The sequence below is a fragment of the Paenibacillus sp. J14 genome (genome assembly GCF_000518465.1).
GTDB lineage: Bacteria > Bacillota > Bacilli > Paenibacillales > Paenibacillaceae > Fontibacillus > Fontibacillus barengoltzii.
Genome location: NZ_JADQ01000006.1, coordinates 1 through 22,994 on the forward strand (window position 1 = coordinate 1; position 22,994 = coordinate 22,994).

At 53.5% G+C, this 22,994-nt stretch carries 17 protein-coding genes; 15 read left to right on the plus strand and 2 right to left on the minus strand.

From position 1 onward, the window contains the following. Positions 1 to 471 precede the first annotated feature (471 nt). The 5 genes from M891_RS0102270 (at position 472) to M891_RS0102290 (ending at position 6,454) form a co-directional block, all read left to right on the plus strand. Complete coding sequence (locus M891_RS0102270; protein WP_028537666.1) at positions 472 to 1,938, plus strand: N-acetylmuramoyl-L-alanine amidase family protein; 1,467 nt, start codon at positions 472 to 474, stop codon at positions 1,936 to 1,938. Between the two features lie 25 nt (positions 1,939 to 1,963). Then, positions 1,964 to 2,560 (plus strand): GerMN domain-containing protein, encoded by a 597-nt coding sequence (locus tag M891_RS0102275; RefSeq protein WP_028537667.1) that lies wholly within the window; start codon positions 1,964 to 1,966, stop codon positions 2,558 to 2,560. A 74-nt stretch (positions 2,561 to 2,634) separates the two neighbouring features. Beyond that, on the plus strand, positions 2,635 to 5,355 hold the full coding sequence (locus M891_RS0102280; RefSeq protein WP_028537668.1) for an S-layer homology domain-containing protein: 2,721 nt from the start codon (positions 2,635 to 2,637) through the stop codon (positions 5,353 to 5,355). Between the two features lie 112 nt (positions 5,356 to 5,467). Continuing rightward, entirely contained in the window at positions 5,468 to 6,145 is a 678-nt protein-coding gene (gene nth, locus M891_RS0102285) for an endonuclease III (RefSeq protein ID WP_009225928.1), read from the plus strand. Positions 6,146 to 6,175: 30 nt separating this feature from the next. Continuing rightward, positions 6,176 to 6,454 (plus strand): hypothetical protein, encoded by a 279-nt coding sequence (locus tag M891_RS0102290; protein ID WP_028537669.1) that lies wholly within the window; start codon positions 6,176 to 6,178, stop codon positions 6,452 to 6,454. A 107-nt stretch (positions 6,455 to 6,561) separates the two neighbouring features. Here M891_RS0102290 and modB read toward each other — a convergent pair whose 3' ends face one another. Next, positions 6,562 to 7,239 (minus strand): molybdate ABC transporter permease subunit, encoded by a 678-nt coding sequence (modB, locus tag M891_RS0102295; RefSeq protein WP_028537670.1) that lies wholly within the window; start codon positions 7,237 to 7,239, stop codon positions 6,562 to 6,564. Between the two features lie 6 nt (positions 7,240 to 7,245). Continuing rightward, positions 7,246 to 8,061, minus strand: coding sequence for a molybdate ABC transporter substrate-binding protein (gene modA, locus M891_RS0102300; RefSeq protein ID WP_028537671.1), 816 nt, complete (start codon positions 8,059 to 8,061; stop codon positions 7,246 to 7,248). A gap of 157 nt (positions 8,062 to 8,218) precedes the next feature. On the opposite strand from modA, the gene M891_RS0102305 reads away from it, so the two are divergent. The 10 genes from M891_RS0102305 (at position 8,219) to M891_RS0102350 (ending at position 22,875) form a co-directional block, all read left to right on the plus strand. After that, positions 8,219 to 9,211 (plus strand): helix-turn-helix transcriptional regulator, encoded by a 993-nt coding sequence (locus tag M891_RS0102305; protein WP_028537672.1) that lies wholly within the window; start codon positions 8,219 to 8,221, stop codon positions 9,209 to 9,211. 159 nt (positions 9,212 to 9,370) lie between these two features. Then, positions 9,371 to 13,084 (plus strand): dynamin family protein, encoded by a 3,714-nt coding sequence (locus M891_RS0102310; RefSeq protein WP_028537673.1) that lies wholly within the window; start codon positions 9,371 to 9,373, stop codon positions 13,082 to 13,084. 252 nt (positions 13,085 to 13,336) lie between these two features. Beyond that, positions 13,337 to 15,106, plus strand: a complete 1,770-nt coding sequence (locus M891_RS0102315) for an ABC transporter ATP-binding protein (RefSeq protein WP_028537674.1) — start codon at positions 13,337 to 13,339, stop codon at positions 15,104 to 15,106. A gap of 59 nt (positions 15,107 to 15,165) precedes the next feature. Continuing rightward, positions 15,166 to 16,959, plus strand: coding sequence for an ABC transporter ATP-binding protein (locus M891_RS0102320; RefSeq protein WP_051416815.1), 1,794 nt, complete (start codon positions 15,166 to 15,168; stop codon positions 16,957 to 16,959). Between the two features lie 116 nt (positions 16,960 to 17,075). Beyond that, positions 17,076 to 17,531 (plus strand): GNAT family N-acetyltransferase, encoded by a 456-nt coding sequence (locus M891_RS0102325; protein WP_016311890.1) that lies wholly within the window; start codon positions 17,076 to 17,078, stop codon positions 17,529 to 17,531. A 294-nt stretch (positions 17,532 to 17,825) separates the two neighbouring features. Beyond that, positions 17,826 to 19,040 carry a branched-chain amino acid ABC transporter substrate-binding protein gene (locus M891_RS0102330; protein WP_036699235.1) on the plus strand — a complete coding sequence of 405 codons (1,215 nt, stop codon included), beginning with the start codon at positions 17,826 to 17,828 and terminating at the stop codon, positions 19,038 to 19,040. A gap of 38 nt (positions 19,041 to 19,078) precedes the next feature. Continuing rightward, positions 19,079 to 20,062 (plus strand): branched-chain amino acid ABC transporter permease, encoded by a 984-nt coding sequence (locus M891_RS0102335; protein WP_028537677.1) that lies wholly within the window; start codon positions 19,079 to 19,081, stop codon positions 20,060 to 20,062. Positions 20,063 to 20,072: 10 nt separating this feature from the next. Next, positions 20,073 to 21,368, plus strand: a complete 1,296-nt coding sequence (locus M891_RS0102340) for a branched-chain amino acid ABC transporter permease (protein ID WP_028537678.1) — start codon at positions 20,073 to 20,075, stop codon at positions 21,366 to 21,368. Beyond that, positions 21,365 to 22,174, plus strand: a complete 810-nt coding sequence (locus M891_RS0102345) for an ABC transporter ATP-binding protein (RefSeq protein WP_028537679.1) — start codon at positions 21,365 to 21,367, stop codon at positions 22,172 to 22,174. Before M891_RS0102340 ends, M891_RS0102345 begins: the two co-directional genes overlap by 4 nt. Further along, complete coding sequence (locus tag M891_RS0102350) at positions 22,171 to 22,875, plus strand: ABC transporter ATP-binding protein (protein WP_028537680.1); 705 nt, start codon at positions 22,171 to 22,173, stop codon at positions 22,873 to 22,875. The genes M891_RS0102345 and M891_RS0102350 overlap by 4 nt, the downstream gene beginning before the upstream one ends. The last annotated feature ends 119 nt before the right edge of the window (positions 22,876 to 22,994 follow it).

A 22,994-nucleotide genomic window follows, 5' to 3' on the forward strand; every position in this document is an offset into this window, starting at 1 on the left:
AACGCTTGCCAGCGAGCTTATTTGCGCCAAATGGCCCCATTTGGAGGGTGGAACGGGCAAATAAGCTTTCGCATAAGCGTTAGAATCGCAACGCCTCCGTTTTGGGCCAAATAGCGTTGCTGGCAAGCGTTAGAGCGCAGGTTGGCCTCAACGTTGTCCGCCGGAGACCATCTATGCACACGTGTTCCCCCACAGCGTCCGCGACCCTCTCGCCGAGAGTTTGACTCACTCACATGGCAACGGCTCGCTCAGTGCTGCCACAGTGAAGCTGTCCAGCTTCGTTCGTCTCTCTGCCGCATTCAGGAAACACAGGATTTTCATAGGAAACACTGGCAAATGTTAAGCAGAAAAATGCCAGATTTTCGCAACTTTCCAAGCCGATTGGCGTCTAATATGTCGTCTGGTGATGTCGAAATGGAAATGAACGCCTACGGCAACACAAGGCAAAAATTCTAAAGGTAGGGGTGACGGATGAAGAAAAAAAGTTTGGTGACGCTCATGTTCGGCTGGTTGCTGCTCTTCGTAATGGCGCAAACCGGTCATGCAGCGTCCGGTAGTACGAGTATTTATCTGGATGGGCAAGCACTCGCTTTGCCCCAAAATGGACAAGTCCAAAATGTGAATGGAAATGTGATGATTCCAATTCGTGTCGTCGCGGAGGAGCTAGGTTTTGACGTCAACTATGAGAAGAAGACGCGCACGGTAACCATAAAGCAACCCGGTACAACGCTTATTCTTGTCGTGAATCAAACCACCGCTTCCGTCAATGGAAGCGAGATCAAACTGCCCGTCGCGCCAAAGCTTGCTCAAGATACTACGCTCGTACCTATGCGGTTTGTCAGTGAGCAAATGGGGCTGCAAGTTGCATGGGATAACACAGCGAAGGCTGCTTATTTGACAACGCCAAGCTCTGGCAGCGGAAGCGGGAATACCGGCAATGCCGGGTCTGGCAACGACTCCGGGAACGGCAACGGAACTGACGGAGAGCAACCGGGAACGGTTATGCCTCCAGTAGATACTAGCCATTTGGCGAATGTGACCGGGATCGCGTTTGACAACAACAGCTTAATGATTGCGGTCGATAAGAATGTAACACCTAATGTCTTCACGATGAGTGGTCCCGAGCGGCTTGTGATCGATTTGCCGCAAGCTCAATTTGCCGAAACGTTGGCTAACGGCGCTCCGCTGGACGCAAGTAAGAGCGGGAGCCTTGAAATCACGGATTACCCGGATGTTTCCAAGGTTAGATACGCGTTGTTCAGCAACAATCCATCGACGGTTCGAATTGTATTGGATTTGAACCATAAGGTGAATTACCAGCTGGTCAATGAGAATGACGGCTTGATTTTCGTCAATTTGAACACGGATCCAAGTCAGGGCGGAGGAACCTCCGGCGGCAGCGGGAAGAAGACGGTCGTACTGGATGCCGGTCACGGGGGAAGCGACCCGGGCGCCATTAGTGTTACGAAGAAGAAGGAAAAAGACTTTAACCTGGCGGTTGTGCTGAAGGTGAAGGAACTGCTGCAAAATGATCCGAACATCAATCTGGTGCTAACGCGCGAGAGCGATACGTATCCAACGTTGTCTGACCGGGTGAAGATTGCCGAGAACGTTAAAGCGGACATTTTTATCTCCGTACATGCGAACTCCGGCTCTGCTTCGGCCAGCGGCGTGGAGACCTATTATACGCGGGCAGCCAGCCTGGATCTGGCGAAGGTTATGCATAAGCATCTGGTTCAAGCCTCCGGCTTGGCCGATCGCAAAGTCCGTACGCAAAGCTTGCACGTGACCCGGGAAACGACGATGCCGGCCGTGCTGCTGGAATGCGGGTACTTAAGCAACAAGAACGATGATGCGCTGTTGGCAACCGATGCGTACCGGAGTAAAGTTGCCCAGGGTATCGTTGACGGTATTAAAGAATATCTCGGCCTTCAGTGATCGCCGGGCGAAGGAGGAAGTCACCGTGAACAGAAGAAGAAGCATCATCCTCGGAATCCTGGTACTTCTGCTCGCCTTGAGTAGCGGCTGCGGGCAGAAGCCGCAGGCTGCTCCGGATGCTGGAGCAGGGAATGCCGAGGCGAACCTAGGAAGTGTACAGGCACCAAACGAGGCAACCCCGCAAAATTCCGATGCAACGCAAGGAGCGGGTGGAGTGGATCAACCGCAGCTGAAGACGGAGAGCATTGAGGTTTATTTTACCGATGAACAGATGCTAGAGCTCAGCAAAGAGAGCCGTGAGATCTCTTATCCGGCGGAGCAAGACAAATATTTAGCCGCCCTCAAAGCGCTGCAAACCCCTAATACCGCAAGCCAATTCTCTCTATGGGGCAAAGCGGAGTTTCATTCGGCGGACTTCAAGGACGGAACGGTTACCGTTGATTTAACGCTTCCGGATGAAGCGCGCCTTGGAGCTGGCGGGGAGGCGTTAGCGATAGATGCGCTGAAAAACACGTTGTTCCAATTCGACGAAGTCGAGGCGATCGATGTGCTGGTTGACGGCGCTGCCGTGGATACTTTGATGGGGCATGTCGAACTGACGCATCCATTGGTAAGAAATTAAGAGATCGGGGAGGAACTCTCCCGTTCGCCGTCGAATGGTTTAAGGAGATCTTTTTTGTAGAAAGGAAGAATTTGATGGCATCCTATAAACGCACGTTTCAACGCAGTACCCGGAAAGCAGTCTCCGCGATGCTAGTCACGGCCATGTGCTTGGGTGGGACAACGGCGGCATTCGCCGAGGAAACGCCGGCCGTAACCACGCAAAACGTCGCAGCCGTATCCTTGTTCAGCGACGTACAGAGCGGATTCTGGGCGGAGAAACACATATACAAATTAGCAGCTGAAGGCATTCTGCTAGGCGATGCCGGCAAGTTCCGTCCAGGCGATAACGTTACGCAACAAGAAGCCATTACGATCGCTATCCGGTTCATGAACCTGGATTCGCAACTCGGCAATGGTGCCGGAGCTCCAGAAGATCTGAAAGTGGGCAATTATTTTAAACCTTATTTGGAGCTGGCCCTGTCGAAAAATTTGATTGATAAAAACGAAGAGATCGCTGCCACGAAGGATGGCGAAGCTTGGGGCGAGAAGAAGGCTTCCCGGGAATGGGTAGCCAAGCTGCTCGTTCGCGCGTTGGGGAAAGACGCGGAAGCGAAAGCTTCTGCAACGCTGCCAACCGGCTTTGCCGACCAAACCAGCATCTCCGCTAATACGCGTGGATACGTGAATGTTGCGGTTCAACTGAACTTAACCAACGGGGTTGAAGGGAACCGGTTCGATCCGCTGGGCAAAGTGACGCGGGCTCAAATCGCGACCTTCTTTAGCCGCGGTAGTGAATACGTCAACCCGGGCTATGCCAACGTCTACGAGGGGATTGTAACAGAGCTTACAGACAACAAGATGACGTTGTATACGAACGGTCAGCTGAAGAGCTTCACATTGGATAACCGTTCGGTCTATTTCACGAAGGATTCTGAAACAAGAACCACCCGAAGCGCCTTGAAGCTGTATACGAAAGTGCTGGCTGTGGACAAGGTAGGTTCTGCCGCTTATGTGGAGGTTACCGATCCGAACCAACAGCTGGAGCGCTCGGAAGGTACGCTCCTGCGTGTTCTCGGGAACAACCAATTGCTCTTATTGGTGAATAACAATCCGTTGACTTTGACCTATGACAGCAATACAACTTTTGTTGATCAGTACGGGAACTCCATCAAAGTCAGCGATTTAACCCCGGAGAGCACGGTCGTTGTTCAACGTGAGACGTTTACGCCTGACAAGAAGCCAGTGATTATTCAGCTGCAATCTGTGGCGAATATTTCCGGCAACGGTACGGTTTCGAAGATTGATCTTACCGGGAAGAACGTTACGATCAAGCTTGCCAACGGCAATGAAGAAACGTTCAAATACAACGATAAGACGATTTTGCTCTACCAAAACCAAGTTCTGAGTCAGATGGGCGAAGTGAAAGAAGGGGCATCGGTTACGTTTGAAGTGAAGGATGGCGTGCTGTCCTCCTTAGTTGTGACCCAAGCGACAGAACGAACGGTAACCGGGACCTTGCTGGATCTCGTTGGCGATACGCTGCTGAGCTACACCAATGCCGGCGGACGTGATGAAATCAAGCGGCTTGCGAAGAACGTGACCGTGGAAATCAACGGGATCGCAGACGCGAGCCTGGACGATCTGATCACGGATGAAAAGGGCGGGGACAAGGTTGAATTGACCCTGAATCCCGATGACGAAGTGACGAAGATCGTAGTTACGGGGCGTCAATCCGAGAAATTGGAGAGCGCAACGGTGATCAACTATGACGCGAAAACCAAGGCGCTTACCGTCCTGGATGCGGCGGAGAAACCGTATGTGTTCGTCATCGATGAGAAGACGAAATACAGCTACAACACAACGAACCCAACGTTATCCGGTCTGGAGTCGTTGCTGTCCAAAGGCCGCAAAGTGGATCTGACCGTTGTAGGTTCACGCGCAGTTAATGTGGATGTGACCTACAAGTACGAAGGCACTTATGTATCGGCCAATACCTCCGCGAAGAAAATTACGATTTTGCAGAACAATGGCAAAACCGTAGAAGTTCCTTATCAAGGAACGACGCCAACGATCAGCATTTATGGGAAAGCGAATGCCTCGCTGGCTGATCTCAAAGCCGGGGATCCAGTTACCGCGATGCTGACAGCGAATCAAGATGCGCTGCAAACGCTGGCGGTGAAGAGCACCATTCAGTTTGAGGTCGTTTCGGTGAATACCGCGAACAGCCGCATTCGGGCAACAGCGAACGGCGTAACCTCTGAATTCTATGTAGATCAAGCTGTACTGCTTGGCGAAAATGGCGGGGCCATTAAAGTCAGCGACCTGAAAGCGGGACAAACAATCAATGTTACGTTTACCGGACAATCAGCGATCTCGCTGCAAGTCGTGAAGCTGACGTTAGGAAAGATCCAAAGTGTGGATGGTTCGAGCTTGCTGGTGAAATCTTTTGCCGGCAATGTGGAAACTTATTCCTTAGCTAACGGCGTGAAAGTTCAACGTGGGACAGAAGTCAGCACAAGCGTGACATCGCTAACGACCAATGATCATGTTGAAGTTCGCAAAGATCCAAACGGTGCAGTTGTCGTGAAGGTGCTGACGGCGCAAGAACGCAAATTCTCCCGTTACGATGGGGTAAGCAAGGAAATTATTGTCTTGCGGTCCTCCACGTCTGACAACAATTATCGCTTTGCGGTAACAGCGGATACGTATTTTCACCAAGGTGACACGACAATATCCGTGCAATCCCTCCAGATTAATGATAAAATTGTTTTGTATTTCAACGGAGACAAGCTGGTTGAAGTCGAAAAGCAATAATCATTATTTCGTGAGATCAACCGTCTTGATGCGGGATGTTTCCCGAGTCAAGACGGTTTTTTCGCGGATAAAACCAAGCGGCCAGCAGGGCCTCCAGGAAAGGAGTGGAGACATGAACGCGGCTGATGTCCGCCATATTTTAGACACCATCGGTGCCATGTTTCCGGATGCGCGCTGTGAGTTGAACCACGAGAATGCCTTTGAGCTTACGATTGCCGTCCTCCTGTCCGCGCAGTGCACCGACGCTACGGTCAATAAAGTTACGGCTGATTTATTTAAGAAGTATAAAACGCCGGAGGATTACGTCTCGGTTCCGTTGGAGGAACTGGAACAAGATATCCGTAAAATTGGCTTGTACCGCAGCAAAGCCAAGCATATTCAAAGTTTGTGCCGGATCTTGCTGGAACGGTACGGCGGCGAGGTGCCCAGGGAACATGAGAAGTTGGTTGAACTGCCCGGGGTGGGGCGTAAGACGGCCAACGTTGTCGTATCCAACGCCTTTGGGGTTCCGGCAATTGCCGTTGACACGCATGTGGAGCGCGTCAGCAAACGGTTAGGTTTAGCCGGATGGAACGATTCCGTTCTCGAAGTGGAAAAGAAGCTGATGAAACGGGTACCTAAAGAGGAGTGGACGTTAACGCATCATCGCTTAATCTTTTTCGGAAGGTATCACTGCAAGGCGCAAGCCCCTAAATGTGATGTTTGCCCGCTGCTTGACGTTTGCCGGGAGGGCAAAAAACGTATGAAAACGCCGCAAAACAGAAAACCTAAGAAAAATGCGGCAAAATAAGATAACCCATAGGTGAGGATGAGAGACCACATGAGATGCATTTCTGTGTATACCGACAACTTTGAACAGTTCTCGGACGTATTTGAACAAGTTCTTGATTTGAATTTAGGTGAAAATGACGAACGTGAAGTGGACGGGCTGATGGTCAGCGACTCCGGTGAAGTGCCTGAGCATTATTTGGAGCGGATGTCCGCAAAGCCTGAGGTTGTCGTGATGAAGGATAAAACACGCGGCATTACCATTTTACAGCACGGCAAGGTGTTTGAAGTCCTGCTTCCAACTGAAACCGCAGAAGTTGCGGTGAAGTAGAGCTTATATCCCTCTTTTTTTCAAAAAAGAGAAAATGAAATCCCCTCGAATGCGCTTGTGAAACTCACGCACATTCGAGGGGATTTTTGTTGTTAGAGCTTGTTCGTTCACCTATCGTTTCTTAGGCGCGAAGAGATCATCAGCAGTCCGAAGGAGAGCAGGATCGTGCAGCCTGTTAACGCCCAAGCCAGCTGAAGGTTACCGGTATCAACGGCAAAATAAATAGCCGTCGGTATCGTTTGAGTGCGGCCGGGAATGTTGCCGGCGATCATCATCGTTGCCCCAAATTCCCCCAGCGCACGGGCAAACCCGAGAATAAAGGCCGCCTGCAGCGAACGCGCGGCGAGCGGAAGCACGATATAGATCAGCACCTGCCATTCCCCGGCGCCCTGCGAACGAGCGGCGTCTTTCAGATGCTTATCCACTTCAAGGAAGCCGGACTTCAACGTTTGATAGATCAGCGGGAAGCTGACAACAGCCGCCGCGACCACGGCACCAAGCGGCTGAAACACAAAGCTGATGTGGAACAGGCGTTCCGCGGCCTGGCCGATCCAACTGTTTTTCCCCAACACCACCAATAAAATAAAGCCGACCACGCTTGGCGGAAGGACCAGCGGAAGGAGAAAGGCGGTTTCCACCAACGTCTTCCCATAAAAAGTGGCGGCGGACATGCGCCACGCCACCAGCAATCCTGCCGCAAAGGCAATGATCGTGGCGGCAATGGACACTTGCAGAGATAAGGTGACTGGCTCCCAGAAGGAGTCCGAGAATTCAAATGTATGCATATATGGTTACTCCATCGGGGTGAACCCGTATTTGATGAATACTTGCCGGGCTTGATCGCTTAATATAAATTCGTAGAAAGCTTTCGCTTCGTCGGGATGGGCGCTGCCCTTAAGCACGCCGATCGGATATTCAATCGGGTCATGGCTTTCAGGTTCTGCGGTCAAGGCCACCTTCACTTTGTCGGAAAGGGCTGCATCGGTTTTGTACACGAACCCGGCGTCAACATTGCCGGTTTCCACATAAGACAGCACCTGTTTGACGTCCTTCGTCAGCACCAAATGGGATTGCAACGTGTCCCAAAGCTGATAGTAGGCTAGAGCTTGCTGTGCGTATTTTCCGGCTGGAACCGATTCAGGGGTGCCCATGGCGATATCGCCGAGTTTGCTTAAATCGTCCATGCGTTGGATCACCACAGCATCTTCCCTAGGGACGATCAGGACCAAGTTATTCGTCACTAGGTTGGTGGTGAGACTCTCGTTGATGAGTCCTTTGTCAAGCAAGACGTTCATTTGTTTCGTTCCGGCAGACAGGAACAGGTCAACCGGTGCGCCTTGTTCAATCTGCTGCTGAAGCGTGCCGGAAGCCGCATAATTAAAAGTCAGCTTCACTTGGGGATGCTCGGCTTCATACAAGCTCTGAAGTTCACTTAGGCTCTCAGTTAAGCTGGCAGCGGCGGAGATGAGCAACTCGACTTCTTCCGTAGAATCAGACGGGTCCTTGACCGGTGCAGACGAGGCAGCAGGATGGCCGCAACCGGAAGATAGAATGATCAGAATGGCTGAGAGTACAGCTAAGATAGGCTCTTTCATAAATTTATGCATAGGTAAACCACCTTAGTTATATCTAATTATAACTAGATTATACAAAACATAACGAATTGTATAGACCCCTAGGGAATCTTCATTGAAAAAAAGAGGAATCCCCGGTAAGATGAGTCTAGTTGCATGAACTGATGTGGAACGGATGAAGGAGTGCGCTATGACCGAACCGATCTCATATACCGCCGAGGAAATCGCCAAACTGTTGAAGGTGTCTAAGCTAACGGTCTATGACCTGATCAAAAAAGGAGAACTTCCCGCTTACCGGGTGGGTAAACAGATGCGAGTGGATTCCACTGATCTGGAAGCTTATAAGCAGAGAGCCAAAGGCTGGACAGCACCTCATGCTGCCGCCGGTATACCGGCTTTCCAAGCGGCGCCCTATACTATGCCGCCTCAGTCGGATGTAGATAGGGGAGAAATGCCGAATGGTGCGAAGACGCTGGTCATTACCGGGCAGGACACGGGATTGGATCTGCTGGCGAAAGCACTGGAATCCAGACTTCGGGGGTGCCGGCCGCTGCGTTCTTTTGCCAGCAGTATGGACAGCTTGGTGGCCATGTATCATGGTGCGGCAGATATCGTGAGTACCCATCTGTATGACGGAGATACGGGAGAGTATAATTTGCCGTATATTCGCAAGTTGTTTATTTCCCTTCCTTATATGGTGTTGAACTTTGCGACGCGGAGGGCTGGATTTTACGTCAAGCAGGGCAATCCGCTGGGGATTCGCTCCTGGGAGGATCTGGCGCGGCCGGGAATTCGGTTAATTAATCGGGAAAAAGGCTCCGGCGCTCGGGTGCTATTGGATGAGCAACTGCGCATGCACGGGATTTCACCGGATTCCATTAACGGATACGATCAAGAGGAAACATCGCATATGGGGCTGGGCGGACGAATTACTCTTGGTCAGGCAGACGTTGGAGTCGGCAGTGAAAGACCGGCGAAGATTGCCGGACTTGAGTTTATTCCGCTCACTCAGGAGCGGGTGGATCTCGTCGTCATGAACAAGCCGGAAAATCGCGAGTGGATTGCCAAGCTGCGCGAAACGTTGGAATCCGACGCGTTGCGCGGGGTGCTCTCCTCGTTAGGCGACTACGATCTGTCGCTCACCGGAAAGGTGTTGGCGGATCGAGAGGCCGGGTTATATTAATACATCTTGAACCGTCTCCGTTTGGGGGCGGTTTTGTTGTACAGAAAGCCCGTAAGGAAGCTGCAAATAGGGAGCGTTTCCAACCGCCCGGGGAAATGTTAAAATATGAATAATTAAAATGAAACTTGATTTCGCAGCGTGGAAAACGGAGGGGCATGGATGGATCAGACGATGACGAAAACGGACTACGAACTGCAGGAGCGGCTGCATCAGCTGCAACACTTGCTGGAGCAGGAAGGAGATGCTACTTCGGCGGCGGAGCTTCGAGAAGTGGGCGATAAGCTGGAACGGCGGGAGCTGGTCGCGGCGTTTTGCGGCCATTTCTCTGCAGGGAAGTCGAGTCTGATTAATACGTTAAGCGGAAAGACGGTGATGCCGGCCAGCCCGCTGCCTACCAGCGCCAATGTGGTCCTGATCCGGGAAGGGGAGCCGCGCGCGCTGCTGACGCCAGCCGATCCGGGGAAACCGAAGGTCGAGGTGCCGGTGGACGAGGTGGCTGCGTATTGCCGCAATGGGGAGGAATACACCCGCGTTGAACTGTGGGATCGGGTGGAGCTGCCGCCACGCGGCGGCGTTCTGCTGGATACGCCAGGGGTCGACTCCAATGACGCCGGCCACGCGATGGCCACGCATTCGGCGTTGCACTTGGCGGACGTCGTTTTTTACGTGATGGACTATAACCATGTATCTTCGGAGACGAACTTAAGCTTTGCCAAATCGTTAAGTGATTACGGTAAACCTGTTTATATGATCGTAAACCAAATTGATAAGCATCGGGAAGAGGAACTGCCCTTTACCGCGTATCAGGCTTCCGTCAGTCAGGCGTTCCGGAACTGGAATATTCAGGCGCAGGGGATCTTTTATATCTCGCTGAAACAAGAGGACGCCCCTGGCAATATGCTTCCGCAGCTGCGGGAAGTGATCGGCCATTTGTTTGCACGGGGAGAAGGTTTGCTGGAGTACAGTGCTTATGCTTCAGCTGCCCAGTCGGTTGAAGGATATCTGGCTCGTGCGGCTGCGGCGGAGCAGTCCCAACGTGAGCAGCTGGAGGCGGAAGCCGGCGGAGAGACGGACGTTTCCGCGATGGAGGAGGAGCTGCGGCAGCTGGAACTGGCGGGTCCGTCAGGTGAGCAGCTATGGGAGACGAGAAAGCAGGAATGGCTGCGCCGCATTAGCAGCCTGCTGGAGACAGCCCAACTGATGACGCCGCCGCTCCGGGAGCAGGCGGGACGTTATTTAGAGAGCCAGGCGCCGGGCTTTAAAGTGAAAGGCTGGTTCGCTGCCGGGAAGACGGAAGTGGAGAAGCAGAAGCGGCAAAGCGAATTTTTGCAGGCGCTGGCCGAACAAGTTGAAGCGCAGCTGGACTGGCATGTGCGCCAGGAGTTGCGGGTGATCGGCCAGGAACTGGAGCTCTGGGGCGAGACTTGGGAGCAGCAGCTCGACGAACGGATGCCGAAGCCGGCGGAGGCGTGGATCACGGAGCCGCTACCCGGCGGGGCAATGCTGTCCGGCGAGTCGACGCTGCATTACGCGGCAGCGGTAGGCGCCGGCATCGCCGCGCGTTATCGCCGCGCGGCTGTGGACGTGATCGACGCGCTGCTCGCCGCGCCGTCGCCGCGCCGCGCCGCCGCAGCGGAGGCGGCGCTCGCCCGGCGCGCCGAGCTGGCGGCGCGCCTGCCCGCGGCCCGCGCCCTGGCGCAGCTGGACGCGGCCGCCGAGGCGCGCGCAGCGCGCTGTGCCGCGCTGCTGGGCGCGCCCGTGCCCCTCACCCCCGGCCTGCTGCCGGAGGTGAGGGCAGTGGCTGCCGCGCCGCACGCAGCAAGCGGCGCGGGAGCGCCTGCGGCGGCGGGGACAGCGGGCAGCACCGCTGCCGCTGCCGGATCGCCGCCGCAGGCGAGGGCCGCCGGGGGCGATGCCCCGGCGGCAACGGCGCCCGCGCCCGCATCGGCGGCGCAAGAGCCGCCGGCTGCGCCTGCGCGCGGGCGCGCGCTGGCCGCCGCCGCACGCCTGGCGGGTGCGGCGGAGCGGCTGGCTCCCCACCCGGCCTTTGGCACCGGGGTGCGGGCGCTGACCCGTCGCGCTGCCGAGCTGCGCGACGGCGTGTTCACCGTGGCGCTGTTTGGGGCGTTCAGCGCCGGCAAATCGTCCTTCGCCAGCGCCTTGCTTGGCGAAGCGGTGTTGCCCGTCTCGCCGCATCCGACCACCGCGGCGATCATCCGCGTGATGGCGCCGGCAGACGATCAGCGCCATAACACGGCCGCCGTCAAATTCAAGAGCGCCGAGGCGATCCGCGAAGACTTGGCCTACTCCTTCCAAGCCCTGGGCTTAGGGGAATGGAAGGAGACGGCTTGGATGGAGGCGGTCCGGCGCTTGAAGCCCGAAGACATTCCGGCGGCCGGCCGGGCGCATTACAGCTTCCTGCAGGCCGCCGCTGCCGGTTGGGCAGAAACCGCCGATCGGCTCGGACAGGTGGAGGTCGTGGAAGCCGAGCAATTCCGCAGCTATGCAGCAGACGAGACGAAAGCCTGCTTCGTGGCGGAAATCGATTTTTATTACCGTTGTCCGTTAACGGAACAAGGCATCGTGCTGGTGGATACCCCGGGGGCCGATTCAATCCACGCTCGCCATACAGGGGTTACGTTCCAATATATGAAGGATTCCGATGCGATCATCTTCGTGACGTATTACAACCACGCGTTCTCGCGCGCCGATAAGCAGCTCCTGAGCCAGTTGGGACGAATGAAGGGCAGCTTCGCTCTCGACAAAATGTTCTTTGTCGTCAATGCCGCCGATCTGGCGTCTTCGGAGGAAGAGTTGACGGCTGTTGTGGAGCATGTAAGGGACGGCCTTCGCAGCGCCGGCATCCAGCAGCCCAACGTATATGCAGTATCCAGTATGCGAGCGATGGCAGCAAGACGGGAGAATACGGCGGACGACCCAGGCTTCTCCCTGTTCCGGCAACGCTTCTCGACGTTCCTGGAGCAGGATCTTGGGAATCTGGCGGTGTCGTCCGCGGTGGAAATGATGAAGCAGATGCAAGAACGGTTGTCCAAATGGACGGAAGCTGCTGGGCAAAGCGCGGAAAATGCGGAGCAACAGCTTGCCGCCTTGCGTGGCCGCCGGGATCTGTTTGAGCAGGCGGTTGCCGAGTTTCTTCAGGTCGATATCGGTCGGGAATGGAGCCAGGAGAACGCCGAGCTGCTGTTCCATGTCGTGCAGCGGGTACGCCTGCAGGCGCTGGAGCTGTTTGCGGAATTTTTCCACCCCTCCTTGTTACAGGAGCATAACGGTTCGTTGAAACGGAACTTTACCGTTGCACTGCGCGGGTGGCTGGATCAGGTTTCAGGCGAATTGGAGCGGGAGTTGCTTGCGACCTCGCTTCGCTTGGAGCGCAAAGCGGAGGCGCTGCTTCGCCGGGAAGCTGAAAGCTGGTGCCGTCGGTATGAGGCGGCCCTGGATATGCCGCTCAGCTATTCCAGTGCAGAGACGAGCTGGAATACGCCAGCGATTCCGGAAGGCTTGCTGGACAGCGGATCGTTGGCGCCGGAAGACTATTGGCCGTATTTCAAAAATCCCAAAGCGTTCTTTGAAGGCGGCGGTCGTTTGCAGCTGCGGGCGAAGCTGGAGGAGCCCCTGCTCGCCAAGCTGAAGGCGATCGTTAACGAGATGGAAACCTTCTTCCAGGAGCATTATGAGCGTGAAATCGCGTTGCGGAAGGAGCAAACCGCTGAAATGTTCCGCGGTTTATGGACGGAATGGGAGCAGAGTATTCAAGGTTCCAAAGTCTCTCCGGAGGAGCTGACGCATTGGAAAAGCATCCTTGCTCAAATCGGGCGGGATGTGGAGGAAATGAAAGCTTTTTATGATAAATAGGCGGGTTTCACCCGTGATAGAAGCCTAATATTCGAATTTACCGGATATTAGGCTTTTCTACGCTTTGCCGCGGAAAAATCATGATGTTAAACTGCAAGGGACTAAAGCCCTGAAAGCGCATGCTTTCTGGCTGTGACAGGTTTCGCGGCGTTCAGACGACTCTCCCTGATCCAGCTGCTAAGACGTCCGGAACCGTTTGGTTGTGAAGAGGTATTTGAAGTACAGTTCACAAACGGGTGTAGGAGGAGAGACATGGAGGTTCTTAGGCAACTTCGGGTGTATTACCAGGCTAAGTTGAATTACTTGGTGTTGTCGATTATATGCTTGGCAGCTGCGACTGGGCTGGGGTTAGTTTACCCGATGCTGCTGCGCAAGCTGATCGATGATGTCATTTGGCCGGGGAATTATGGAGAGGTCGTATGGCTTGCCGCGACGGCAGTTTCGGTTGTGGCCGTGAAGGCGTGTCTGCAGTTCTTGCACGGTTTTTTTGGCGGAAGACTGGGGAACTACTTGGCGTATCGGTTACGTAACGCATGTTACGAGAAACTGCAATTTTTATCGTTCCGCTACTATGACACGGCGAAGACCGGGGATTTAATGTCACGGTTGACGGGGGATTTGGAAGCCATTCGCAACTTTGTAGGGTTTGGCTTTGCCCAGCTGCTGAATCTGATCTTGATGGTCACATTTGGATCAGCGGTCATGCTGTCCATTCATTGGCAGCTTACGTTAATCACGATGATTACCATCCCTTTCCTGGCTGGCGTGGCTCTCAAATTTGAGTCTAAAATTCATCCAGCCTTTCAGGAAATGCGTCTGGCGCTCAGTTCCTTAACGACCGCGGTACAGGAGAACGTGACGGGCGTACGTACCGTCAAATCGTTCGCCCGGGAGCCGCACGAAGTGGAGAAATTCTCGCTTCGCAATGAGCGCTATAAAGATAATCAGATCTTCGCAGCCACGCTGTGGAGCCGATTCTTTCCAGTCATGGAGCTGCTGGCTTCCATCAGCGTTGCGGTGCTGCTCTCGGTCGGCGGGACCTTGGTAATTAAGGGCTCAATGTCGCTCGGCGATCTGGTCGCGTTCTTTAGTTTAATCTGGTTTATTATTGGTCCGATGTGGGGCTTAGGCTTTCATATCAACAACTATACGCAATCTAAAGCGTCCGGGGAACGGGTGCTGGAAATTCTCAATCAACCGATCGATGTGAAGGACAACGAGCAAGCGGTAGAGCTGGACCCGGATCAGGTTCGCGGCGATGTCCGGTTCGATCGAGTGACGTTTGCTTACGGGAACAAAATGCCGGCGGTCGTAGATATCGACTTCCATGCCCCGCCCGGCTCCGTCATAGGCTTTCTTGGCGGCACCGGCTCCGGCAAATCGACGATCATTCAGTTGCTGATGCGTGCTTACGACGTGAATAAAGGCTGCATTTTACTGGATGGCCAAGACATTCGGGAGCTGAGCGTACGCAGTCTGCGCAGCCAAATTGCGACGGTGTTTCAGGAGACATTCCTGTTCTCGTCATCGATTAAAAACAATATTGCTTACGGCATGACCGACGTCACGATGGAAGAAATCATTCGTGCTGCTCAACTGGCGAAAGCACATGATTTTATTATGGAGCTGCCGGACGGTTACGATACTGTTGTTGGGGAACGGGGACTGGGATTGTCCGGGGGCCAGAAGCAGCGGATCGCCATCGCCCGCGCCTTGCTCAAGAATCCCAAAATCCTGATCTTGGACGATGCCACCAGTGCGGTGGACATGGAGACCGAGCAGGAGATCCAATCCGGGTTCAAAGAAGTGATGCGGGGACGGACCACGTTTATTATCGCCCATCGGATCTCTTCGTTGCGACATGCCGATGAAATTCTGGTCTTAAACGAAGGACGGGTAGTCCAACGCGGGAAACATGAGGAATTAATTAAAATCCCAGGTCCATACCAGGATGTATACCGTATCCAATATGCAGACCATTTGGCTGGAGCCCTTGGGCATGAAGGGGAGGGAGAGGCGTGAATACCTATACCGCGACCAGGTCGAAATCGAAGTCCGGCAAGGATGCCGGCCTAGGTAAAATCGAAGAACGGTTTGTGTATCAGGACGATGAGCTGATTGATAAAGCGTTTGACTGGCAGCAATTCCGTAGGCTCTTTGCTTATATGAAGCCATATGCCAAGCAAATGTTGCCTTTGATCATCGTGATGACTGTGCTTGGTACCGTGACAAAGTTGGCTGTACCTTATTTGACCAGTTTGGCCATCGACCGCGCGATCGCCCCGTCGAACGGACAGACCAGCCTATCGTTGCTGTACGGAATTACTGCCTCCGTCCTTGTTCTGTACCTCATTCAATGGGCTTCCGGTGTCTACCGGATTAAGTATACGAATATCATTGGGCAGAGAGTAATCTATGATTTGCGCGCCGACTTGTTTAAACATATTCAGAAGCTCTCATTTAACTTCTTTGACAAACGCCCGGCGGGCTCGGTGCTGGTGCGGGTCACCAATGACGTCAATTCCCTGCAGGATCTGTTTACCAACGGGGTCGTCAACCTGATGATCGATTGTGTGCAGCTGGCCGGGATCGTCGTGATTTTGCTGCTGATTAACTGGAAGCTTGGGCTGGCGGTGATGGTTACCGTCCCGATCATGTTCCTCATTTCCACCAAACTGCGGCAAAAAATCCGGATGGCCTGGCAGGAAGTCCGGATGAAGAACTCGCGGATCAACTCCCATTTGAACGAGTCGATTCAGGGGATTCGCGTCACTCAGGCTTATACGCAAGAACGGGAGAATATGCGCTATTTCGATTCGATGAACCTGAGCAACAAGAAGTCATGGGATAAAGCGTCAGCGATGAACCAGGCGTTTGGCCCCTTGATCGAAATAACCGGGGGCATCGGTACATTTGTCTTGTTTGTACTGGGCGTCTACCTGATTCAGTCGGGAGAACTGACGATTGGTCTGTTGGTGGCGTTCAGCAACTATGTGGGTAACTTCTGGGACCCGATCAACCGCTTGGGGCAAATGTACAACCAGCTGCTGGTGGCGATGGCCTCCTCGGAACGGATCTTCGAGTTTATCGATGAGGAGCCAAATATCGCGGATAAGCCAGGAGCCAAACCGATGCCTGCGATCACGGGCGAGATCCGCTTTAACCACGTCGTCTTTGAATATGAAAAAGGGCGTCCTGCCCTAAAAGGCATCGATCTGGAGGTGAAACCCGGTCAGTCGGTTGCCCTTGTTGGCCACACCGGCTCGGGAAAAAGCACGATCATCAACCTGCTCAGCCGGTTCTATGATCCTAGCGGCGGCTCAGTTGTCATTGATGGTTATGACATCCGTGACGTGACGGTCCAAAGCCTCCGCAGTCAGATTGGCGTCGTGCTTCAGGATACGTTTATTTTCTCTGGAACGATTCGGGAGAATATCCGTTTTGGTCGATTGGAGGCTACGGATGAGGAAGTAGAAGCCGCAGCGAAGGCGGTAAATGCCCACGATTTTATCGTGAAACTGCCAAACGGTTACGATACGGAAGTAGAGGAACGGGGGAACGTATTGTCCATGGGACAACGTCAGCTGCTGTCGTTTGCCCGGGCGCTGCTCGCCAATCCGCGGATTCTGATCCTCGACGAAGCCACGGCCAGCATCGATACGGAAACGGAGCTGAAGATCCAGGAGGCGTTGAAGGTGTTGCTGAATGGAAGAACGTCGTTTATCGTAGCTCACCGGCTCTCCACCATTCGAAGTGCTGATAACATCATCGTGCTGGATCATGGTGAGATCAAAGAAATGGGCACCCACAGGGAATTGATGGAACGAAAGGGAATCTATTACGGCTTAGTCCAAGCACAGTTCCGTTATTTGTAACTTTTTATCGAAAAATATTTAGATTTTTAATTAGAACTATTGCAATCTTGCCCGTAAAGCCGGAAAATAGAGTAGGATACTAAAACGGCAAATTTATTAAAGGTGGTTTGGTCCAATTGAGTAGTGAGGCGTTAGCTCCGGCTTTGGTCATTCGCAAGGCTTGTTGCGACGATGTTCCACACATGCTTCCTTTAATGCGTCAACTGCGTTATCCAATGACGGCCAGTGTATTGAAGGAACGTTTAGAGATGTTGGAAGGCCAGCTGTTGCTAGGCAACCTGGTTGCGGAACTTGACGGCGTGGTCGTTGGGACAGCTTTTCTCAAGCAGCTTCAGACACACGACATGAGTAGACCGGTAACCCGGATTACAGCATTGGTTGTTGATGAGAAACACCGCGGCACAGGGATCGGAAGACGGTTGATCGAAGCGGCGGAGATGTGGGCCCGTGAACGGGGCAGCACAGATCTGGTATTATCTACAGCCCGCGAGAACCATCTTGCCGCCAAAGCGTTCTATGAACATTGCGGCTTCAGATGCACCGGCTACCGAATGAATAAGCCGTTGAACTAAGCTTAGAAAACAAATCAAACTGCGTTGTAAGCGATCTCGCTCCGCCCTTGAAGAAGGGCGGGGCTTTTTTGTGTTCTACGGAGAAGACATCTGTGTAAAATTATTTTACTTTCTTGACTGATAATCAAGTTGGAAATTGTAGTTTTACGTAGTCGAGGGAGTAAGGTGATTTCAGATGTCACGATTACTAACATAAATAGCGAGCTAGTAAGTGATTTATGTTAGATAATATGACTGATACATAACATAACCGGGGCGAAGCCCTAGAACAAGATTGATCTGAGGAGGATGTGTATGAAGGGGAAAAAAAGAATTGCCTGGCTGGTTAGTGCATGTTTCATCATCGGGTTGCTCTCGGCGTGTAATTCGACCGGCAACGCGGCAAAACCGGCGGCTGGAAATACCAGCGCTTCTGGAGGGGGAGGTACGGTCATCAAGATCGCCTCGCAATCTCCGCTTTCCGGTGGCTCGGCCATTCAAGGGGAATCGATTAAGCTGGGCGGACAGATGGCGCTGGAGGAGCGTCAGGCTGAATTTAAGGACCTGGGATTTGATCTGCAATTCGTTCCTTACGATGACCAAGGCGATTCGAAGAAAGGTGTCGCCAACGCTGAATTAATCGGCGCGGATCAAGCGGTATTGGCGGTGCTTGGACATTTAAACTCCGGAGTATCGATTCCGAGCTCGGTTGTTTATGAGAAATACAATATTCCGATGGTTTCGCCGGCTAGTACGGCAACGGACTTTACAGACCGGAAGCTGAAGATTGCGAACCGGATTGTCGCTCGCGACGACTTCCAGGGACCGGCGGGTGCCGAATATGCCGTGAAGACGGTCGGGGCGAAAAATATTTTCATTATCCAAGATAAAACTGCTTACGGCCAAGGGTTGGCCGATGCTTTTCGCAGCTCCGCTGAAGAGCTGGGAGCGAAGATCGCCGGGTACGAAGGGATCACGGTAGGTGAAAAAGACTTTAACGGTGTTCTGAACCAAGTGCTGAGCAAAAAACCGGACTTTATCTTCTTCGGCGGGATGTATGCCGAGGCTGGATTGATTGTTAAACAGGCTCGTGAGAAGGGCATCACGGTGCCGATCATGGGTGGGGATGCGCTGGATTCCTCGGGGATGGTGGACATCGCTGGCGATAAGTTGACGGAAGTCGCTTACAGCTCGGTATCTACGGACGTTACGAAATCCAACAAGGACTGGGCGGAGAAATACGAAGCGAAGTTTGGCAAATCCGTGGAGAACTACTCCGCTTATGCCTATGATTCGATGAACATTATTTTGAACGCGGTGAAAAAAGCGATTGAGGACAATAGCGGCAAGCTGCCGACCCGTGAGCAAGTCCGCGATGCGGTCCGGGCGACCACTGATTTCGACGGGATTGCTACGAAGGTCAGCTTTGACGACAAAGGCGATAACGAATACGCCAAGGTCTTCATTTATAAATTCGATTCACCAACTTATCCTGGCACGATGGTATCCGAAATCGAACAGCCGAAGTAATTGGACGAACGGCAATAACGCAGAAGGGGTAAGGACAAATGGATATGATCCTGCAAACACTCCCCCAGGTTTTGGTGGACGGATTAACGTTAGGTGCGGTCTACGCGGTAGTGGCCATCGGCTATACGATGGTATACGGCATTCTCGAATTTATTAATTTCGCGCATGGAGAAATCTTTATGACCGGTGCATTTGTCGGCACCGCAGCCTTGTTGACGATGAACTCGGCCGGTTGGCTCGGCGGGTTGCCCGCTGCCGTTACTTATTTTTTGATCCTAGCGATGGCGATGTTGTCAACCGGGTTGCTGGGGATCGGGATCGAACGGGTGGCTTATCGCCCGCTCCGCCGGGCTCCCAAGCTGATCTCATTGATCTCAGCGATCGGGGTGTCCTTTCTATTACAGGATATCGTCCGCTTTATCGCGGATCTCCGTACCGGGAATTTTATCGTTACCGGCATTTCGCTTTACGGAGAAAACCTGAAGCTGGGCGCATCCTCTTTATGGAGCGGGTTTGACGATGCCTTTCTGAAGACCAATACCATCATTGTGGTGGCGGTGGCCGTCGTATTGATGGCGGGGCTTGACTTTTTCGTCAACCGCACCAAGTGGGGAACCGCGATGCGGGCGGTTGCCCAGGACCGGGAGACGGCGTCGTTGATGTCCATTAATGTCAACAAGGTCATTGCGCTGACCTTCTTTATTGGATCGGCGCTAGGCGGCGGGACGGGCGTTCTGTTCGCCCAGCAGTATGGTACCATCGATCCCTATATCGGCTTTATCTTGGGGATGAAGGCCTTTACGGCAGCGGTGCTTGGCGGTATCGGCAATATCCGCGGCGCGATGTTTGGCGGATTGTTCATTGGTGTGTTGGAAATGTTCTCGTCCGCGAACCTGTCTGTCATCACAGGCGGTGCGCTGGGCGGGGAGTATAAAGACGTTGTCGCGTTTCTGATCCTGATTGCGGTACTCATTTTCAAGCCGGAAGGGTTATTCGGCAAAGCCGTGAAAGAGAAAGTGTAGGTGATCGGCTATGAACAAACTGAAGCTCTGGCTGGGCCAAAGCCAGCTTGCCCAAGCCTTGTTATTGACATTGTTTGTCTTTGTTACAGCGGCAAGCGTATATTTTTCGAATAAATCGGTCATCGCCTTCCTGCTCTTGCTCGGCTCCTTGCTGCTGCTATACTTAACGACCTTCCGAACCTCGATTAAATGGGCGGTTGGTGCGATGCTGCTGCAGGTAGTTATTCCGTTCGCTACTTCCGGCGGCCCGGCTCATCAATCGTATATGGAGGTGGCGACGCAGTGCGGCATTTACATTGCGATGGCGTTAGGGCTAAACATCGTCGTCGGATTCGCCGGCCTGCTTGACCTTGGATTTGTTGCATTCTTCGCGGTAGGTGCTTATACGTACGCCATTTTTGCCACGCCGCAGGCCAACGAATTCATCTCCGGCCAGTTGTTTCCGCTGCCTGGAGGCGCGTTTTGGATTTTTATCGTGCTTGGCGGCTTTATGGCAGCCTTGTTTGGACTGCTGCTTGGTTTGCCGGTACTTCGGGTCAAGGGCGACTACCTGGCGATCGTTACGCTGGGGTTCGGGGAAATTATCCGGATTATCTTTAACAACCTGGATAAACCGGTGAATATTACGAACGGAGCGATGGGGTTGTCCTCGATTCAGCCGCCAAGCTTGTTTGGGTTATCCTTTACGTTTCCGAACCAGTTTTACTTTATCGTGCTGTTTATCTTGGCGATCGTGATTTTTGGCGTGAAACGGCTGGAGCATTCCCGGCTGGGGCGGGCTTGGAAGGCGATTCGCGAGAACGAGATCGCCGCACAATCGATGGGCATTCCGCTCATTCGCACCAAATTGACCGCTTTTGCGATTGGCGCTTCTTTTTCAGGCATGATGGGCGTGGTGTTTGCGGCAAAGCAAACGTTTATCGATCCGACAAGCTTTACGCTGCTTGAATCGATCACGATTCTGGTCATGGTGCTGCTGGGCGGCATGGGCAGCGTGCCCGGCGTTATTCTCGGCGCGGCGCTGGTTACGATTCTGAATTTGCAGGTGCTGACGGAGCTCACCAACTGGCTAAACCAGTTGACGCTGCAGGGAGTAATCCAGCTTCCCAGCTCGATCTCGCCTTCCAAGATGCAACGCCTGATCTTTGGTGTGATCCTGTTGCTCGTTGCCATCTTCAGGCAGAACGGCTTGATCGCCGCCAAGAACAAGAAAGTAGATGCCGCGAAGCTTAAGGCTCATCGTTCCGGCAATTCGTTAGCCACATTACCGCCCGCCAATCAACAAAGCGGAGGTGTGAGCCAATGACGACGATTCTGAAGGTAAGCAAGCTGGTGAAGCGCTTTGGCGGACTGACGGCGGTTGGAGGCGTCGACTTCTCGTTCCCGCGCGGCAAAATTTCCGCGGTCATCGGCCCAAACGGCGCGGGGAAAACAACATTTTTTAACATGATCACAGGCATTTATACCCCGGACGAGGGCACGATCGAGTTGGACGGTGCATCGATCGTTGGCGTTAAGCCCCATCAAATCGTCAGTTTAGGTATCGCCCGGACGTTTCAAAATATCCGGTTGTTTGGCAGTATGACCGTGCTGGAAAACGTGATGGTGGGGATGCATACCCATCTGAAGACAGGCATTTTCGGGACACTGCTCTCACTGCCTCGAGCCAGACACGAGGAGGAACAGGTGCATCAAGAGGCGTACCGCTTGCTGGAGTTCGTCGGGCTGCAAGAGCTTTTGAACGAACAGGCGGCGAGTCTGCCATACGGTGCACAGCGGCGGCTTGAAATTGCCCGGGCGTTAGCGGCGAGGCCGAAGGTGCTGCTCCTGGACGAACCGGCTGCCGGGATGAATCCGCGCGAGACAACAGAGCTGATCAGCTTGATCCGACGCATCCAGGAGGAAACGGGGATGACGATTATTCTGATCGAGCATGACATGAAGCTGGTGATGGAGTTGTCCGAGCATATCCTGGTGCTTGATTACGGAACGAAAATTGCGGAAGGTGGGCCGGATCATATTCGCTCCCACCCTAAAGTGATTGAAGCCTATTTGGGCAAAAGTGCGGTTCAAGGCAACGGCAATGCCGTACAAGTCGAGGTGATATCATGAGCTTGCTGGAGTTGAAAGATGTCCACGCCTATTATGGGGCAATTGAAGCGTTAAAAGGTATATCCATAACCGTAGAAGAAGGGGAAATCGTTTCGTTGATCGGCTCCAACGGAGCCGGGAAGTCCACGACGCTCAAAGCGATTTGCGGTCAGGTCAACACAACCGGCACCATTCGCTTTAGCGGCACGGAGATGTCCAACTTGCCTCCGCATCAAGCGGCGTTGGCGGGAATTGCACATGTGCCGGAAGGACGGCGGATCTTCCCGCGTTTGACGGTGAAGGAGAACCTAGAAATGGGCGCTTTTTCCGTGCGAGACAAGAAGGTGATCAAGCAGCGGATGGAGCGGGTGTTCGACCACTTCCCGCGTCTCAGAGAACGGATGACGCAAACGGGCGGGACGATGAGCGGCGGCGAGCAGCAAATGCTGGCCATCGGCCGGGCCATGATGATGCAACCGAAAATATTGCTGTTGGACGAACCATCGATGGGACTTGCTCCGATTATCGTCGAGCAAATTTTTGAGATGATCCAGCAGTTGAACCGCGAGGGGATGACGGTGCTGCTCGTCGAGCAAAACGCTTTTCAAGCGCTGCAAATCGCGCACCGCGGTTATGTGATGCAAACCGGAGAAATCTTGATGGAGGACGAAGCCGATTTGTTGCTCTCCAATGAGCAGGTGAAGGAAGCTTATTTGGCTTAGCCCTGCTGCAGGTCGATCCCTATCGTTGTCCGGACACTTTTTGCACGATTATCCCATTGGATCAGGAGAATGTAAAACTGATTAGATAGAATAAGAGAGCGAAGAAACAGAGAGTACAG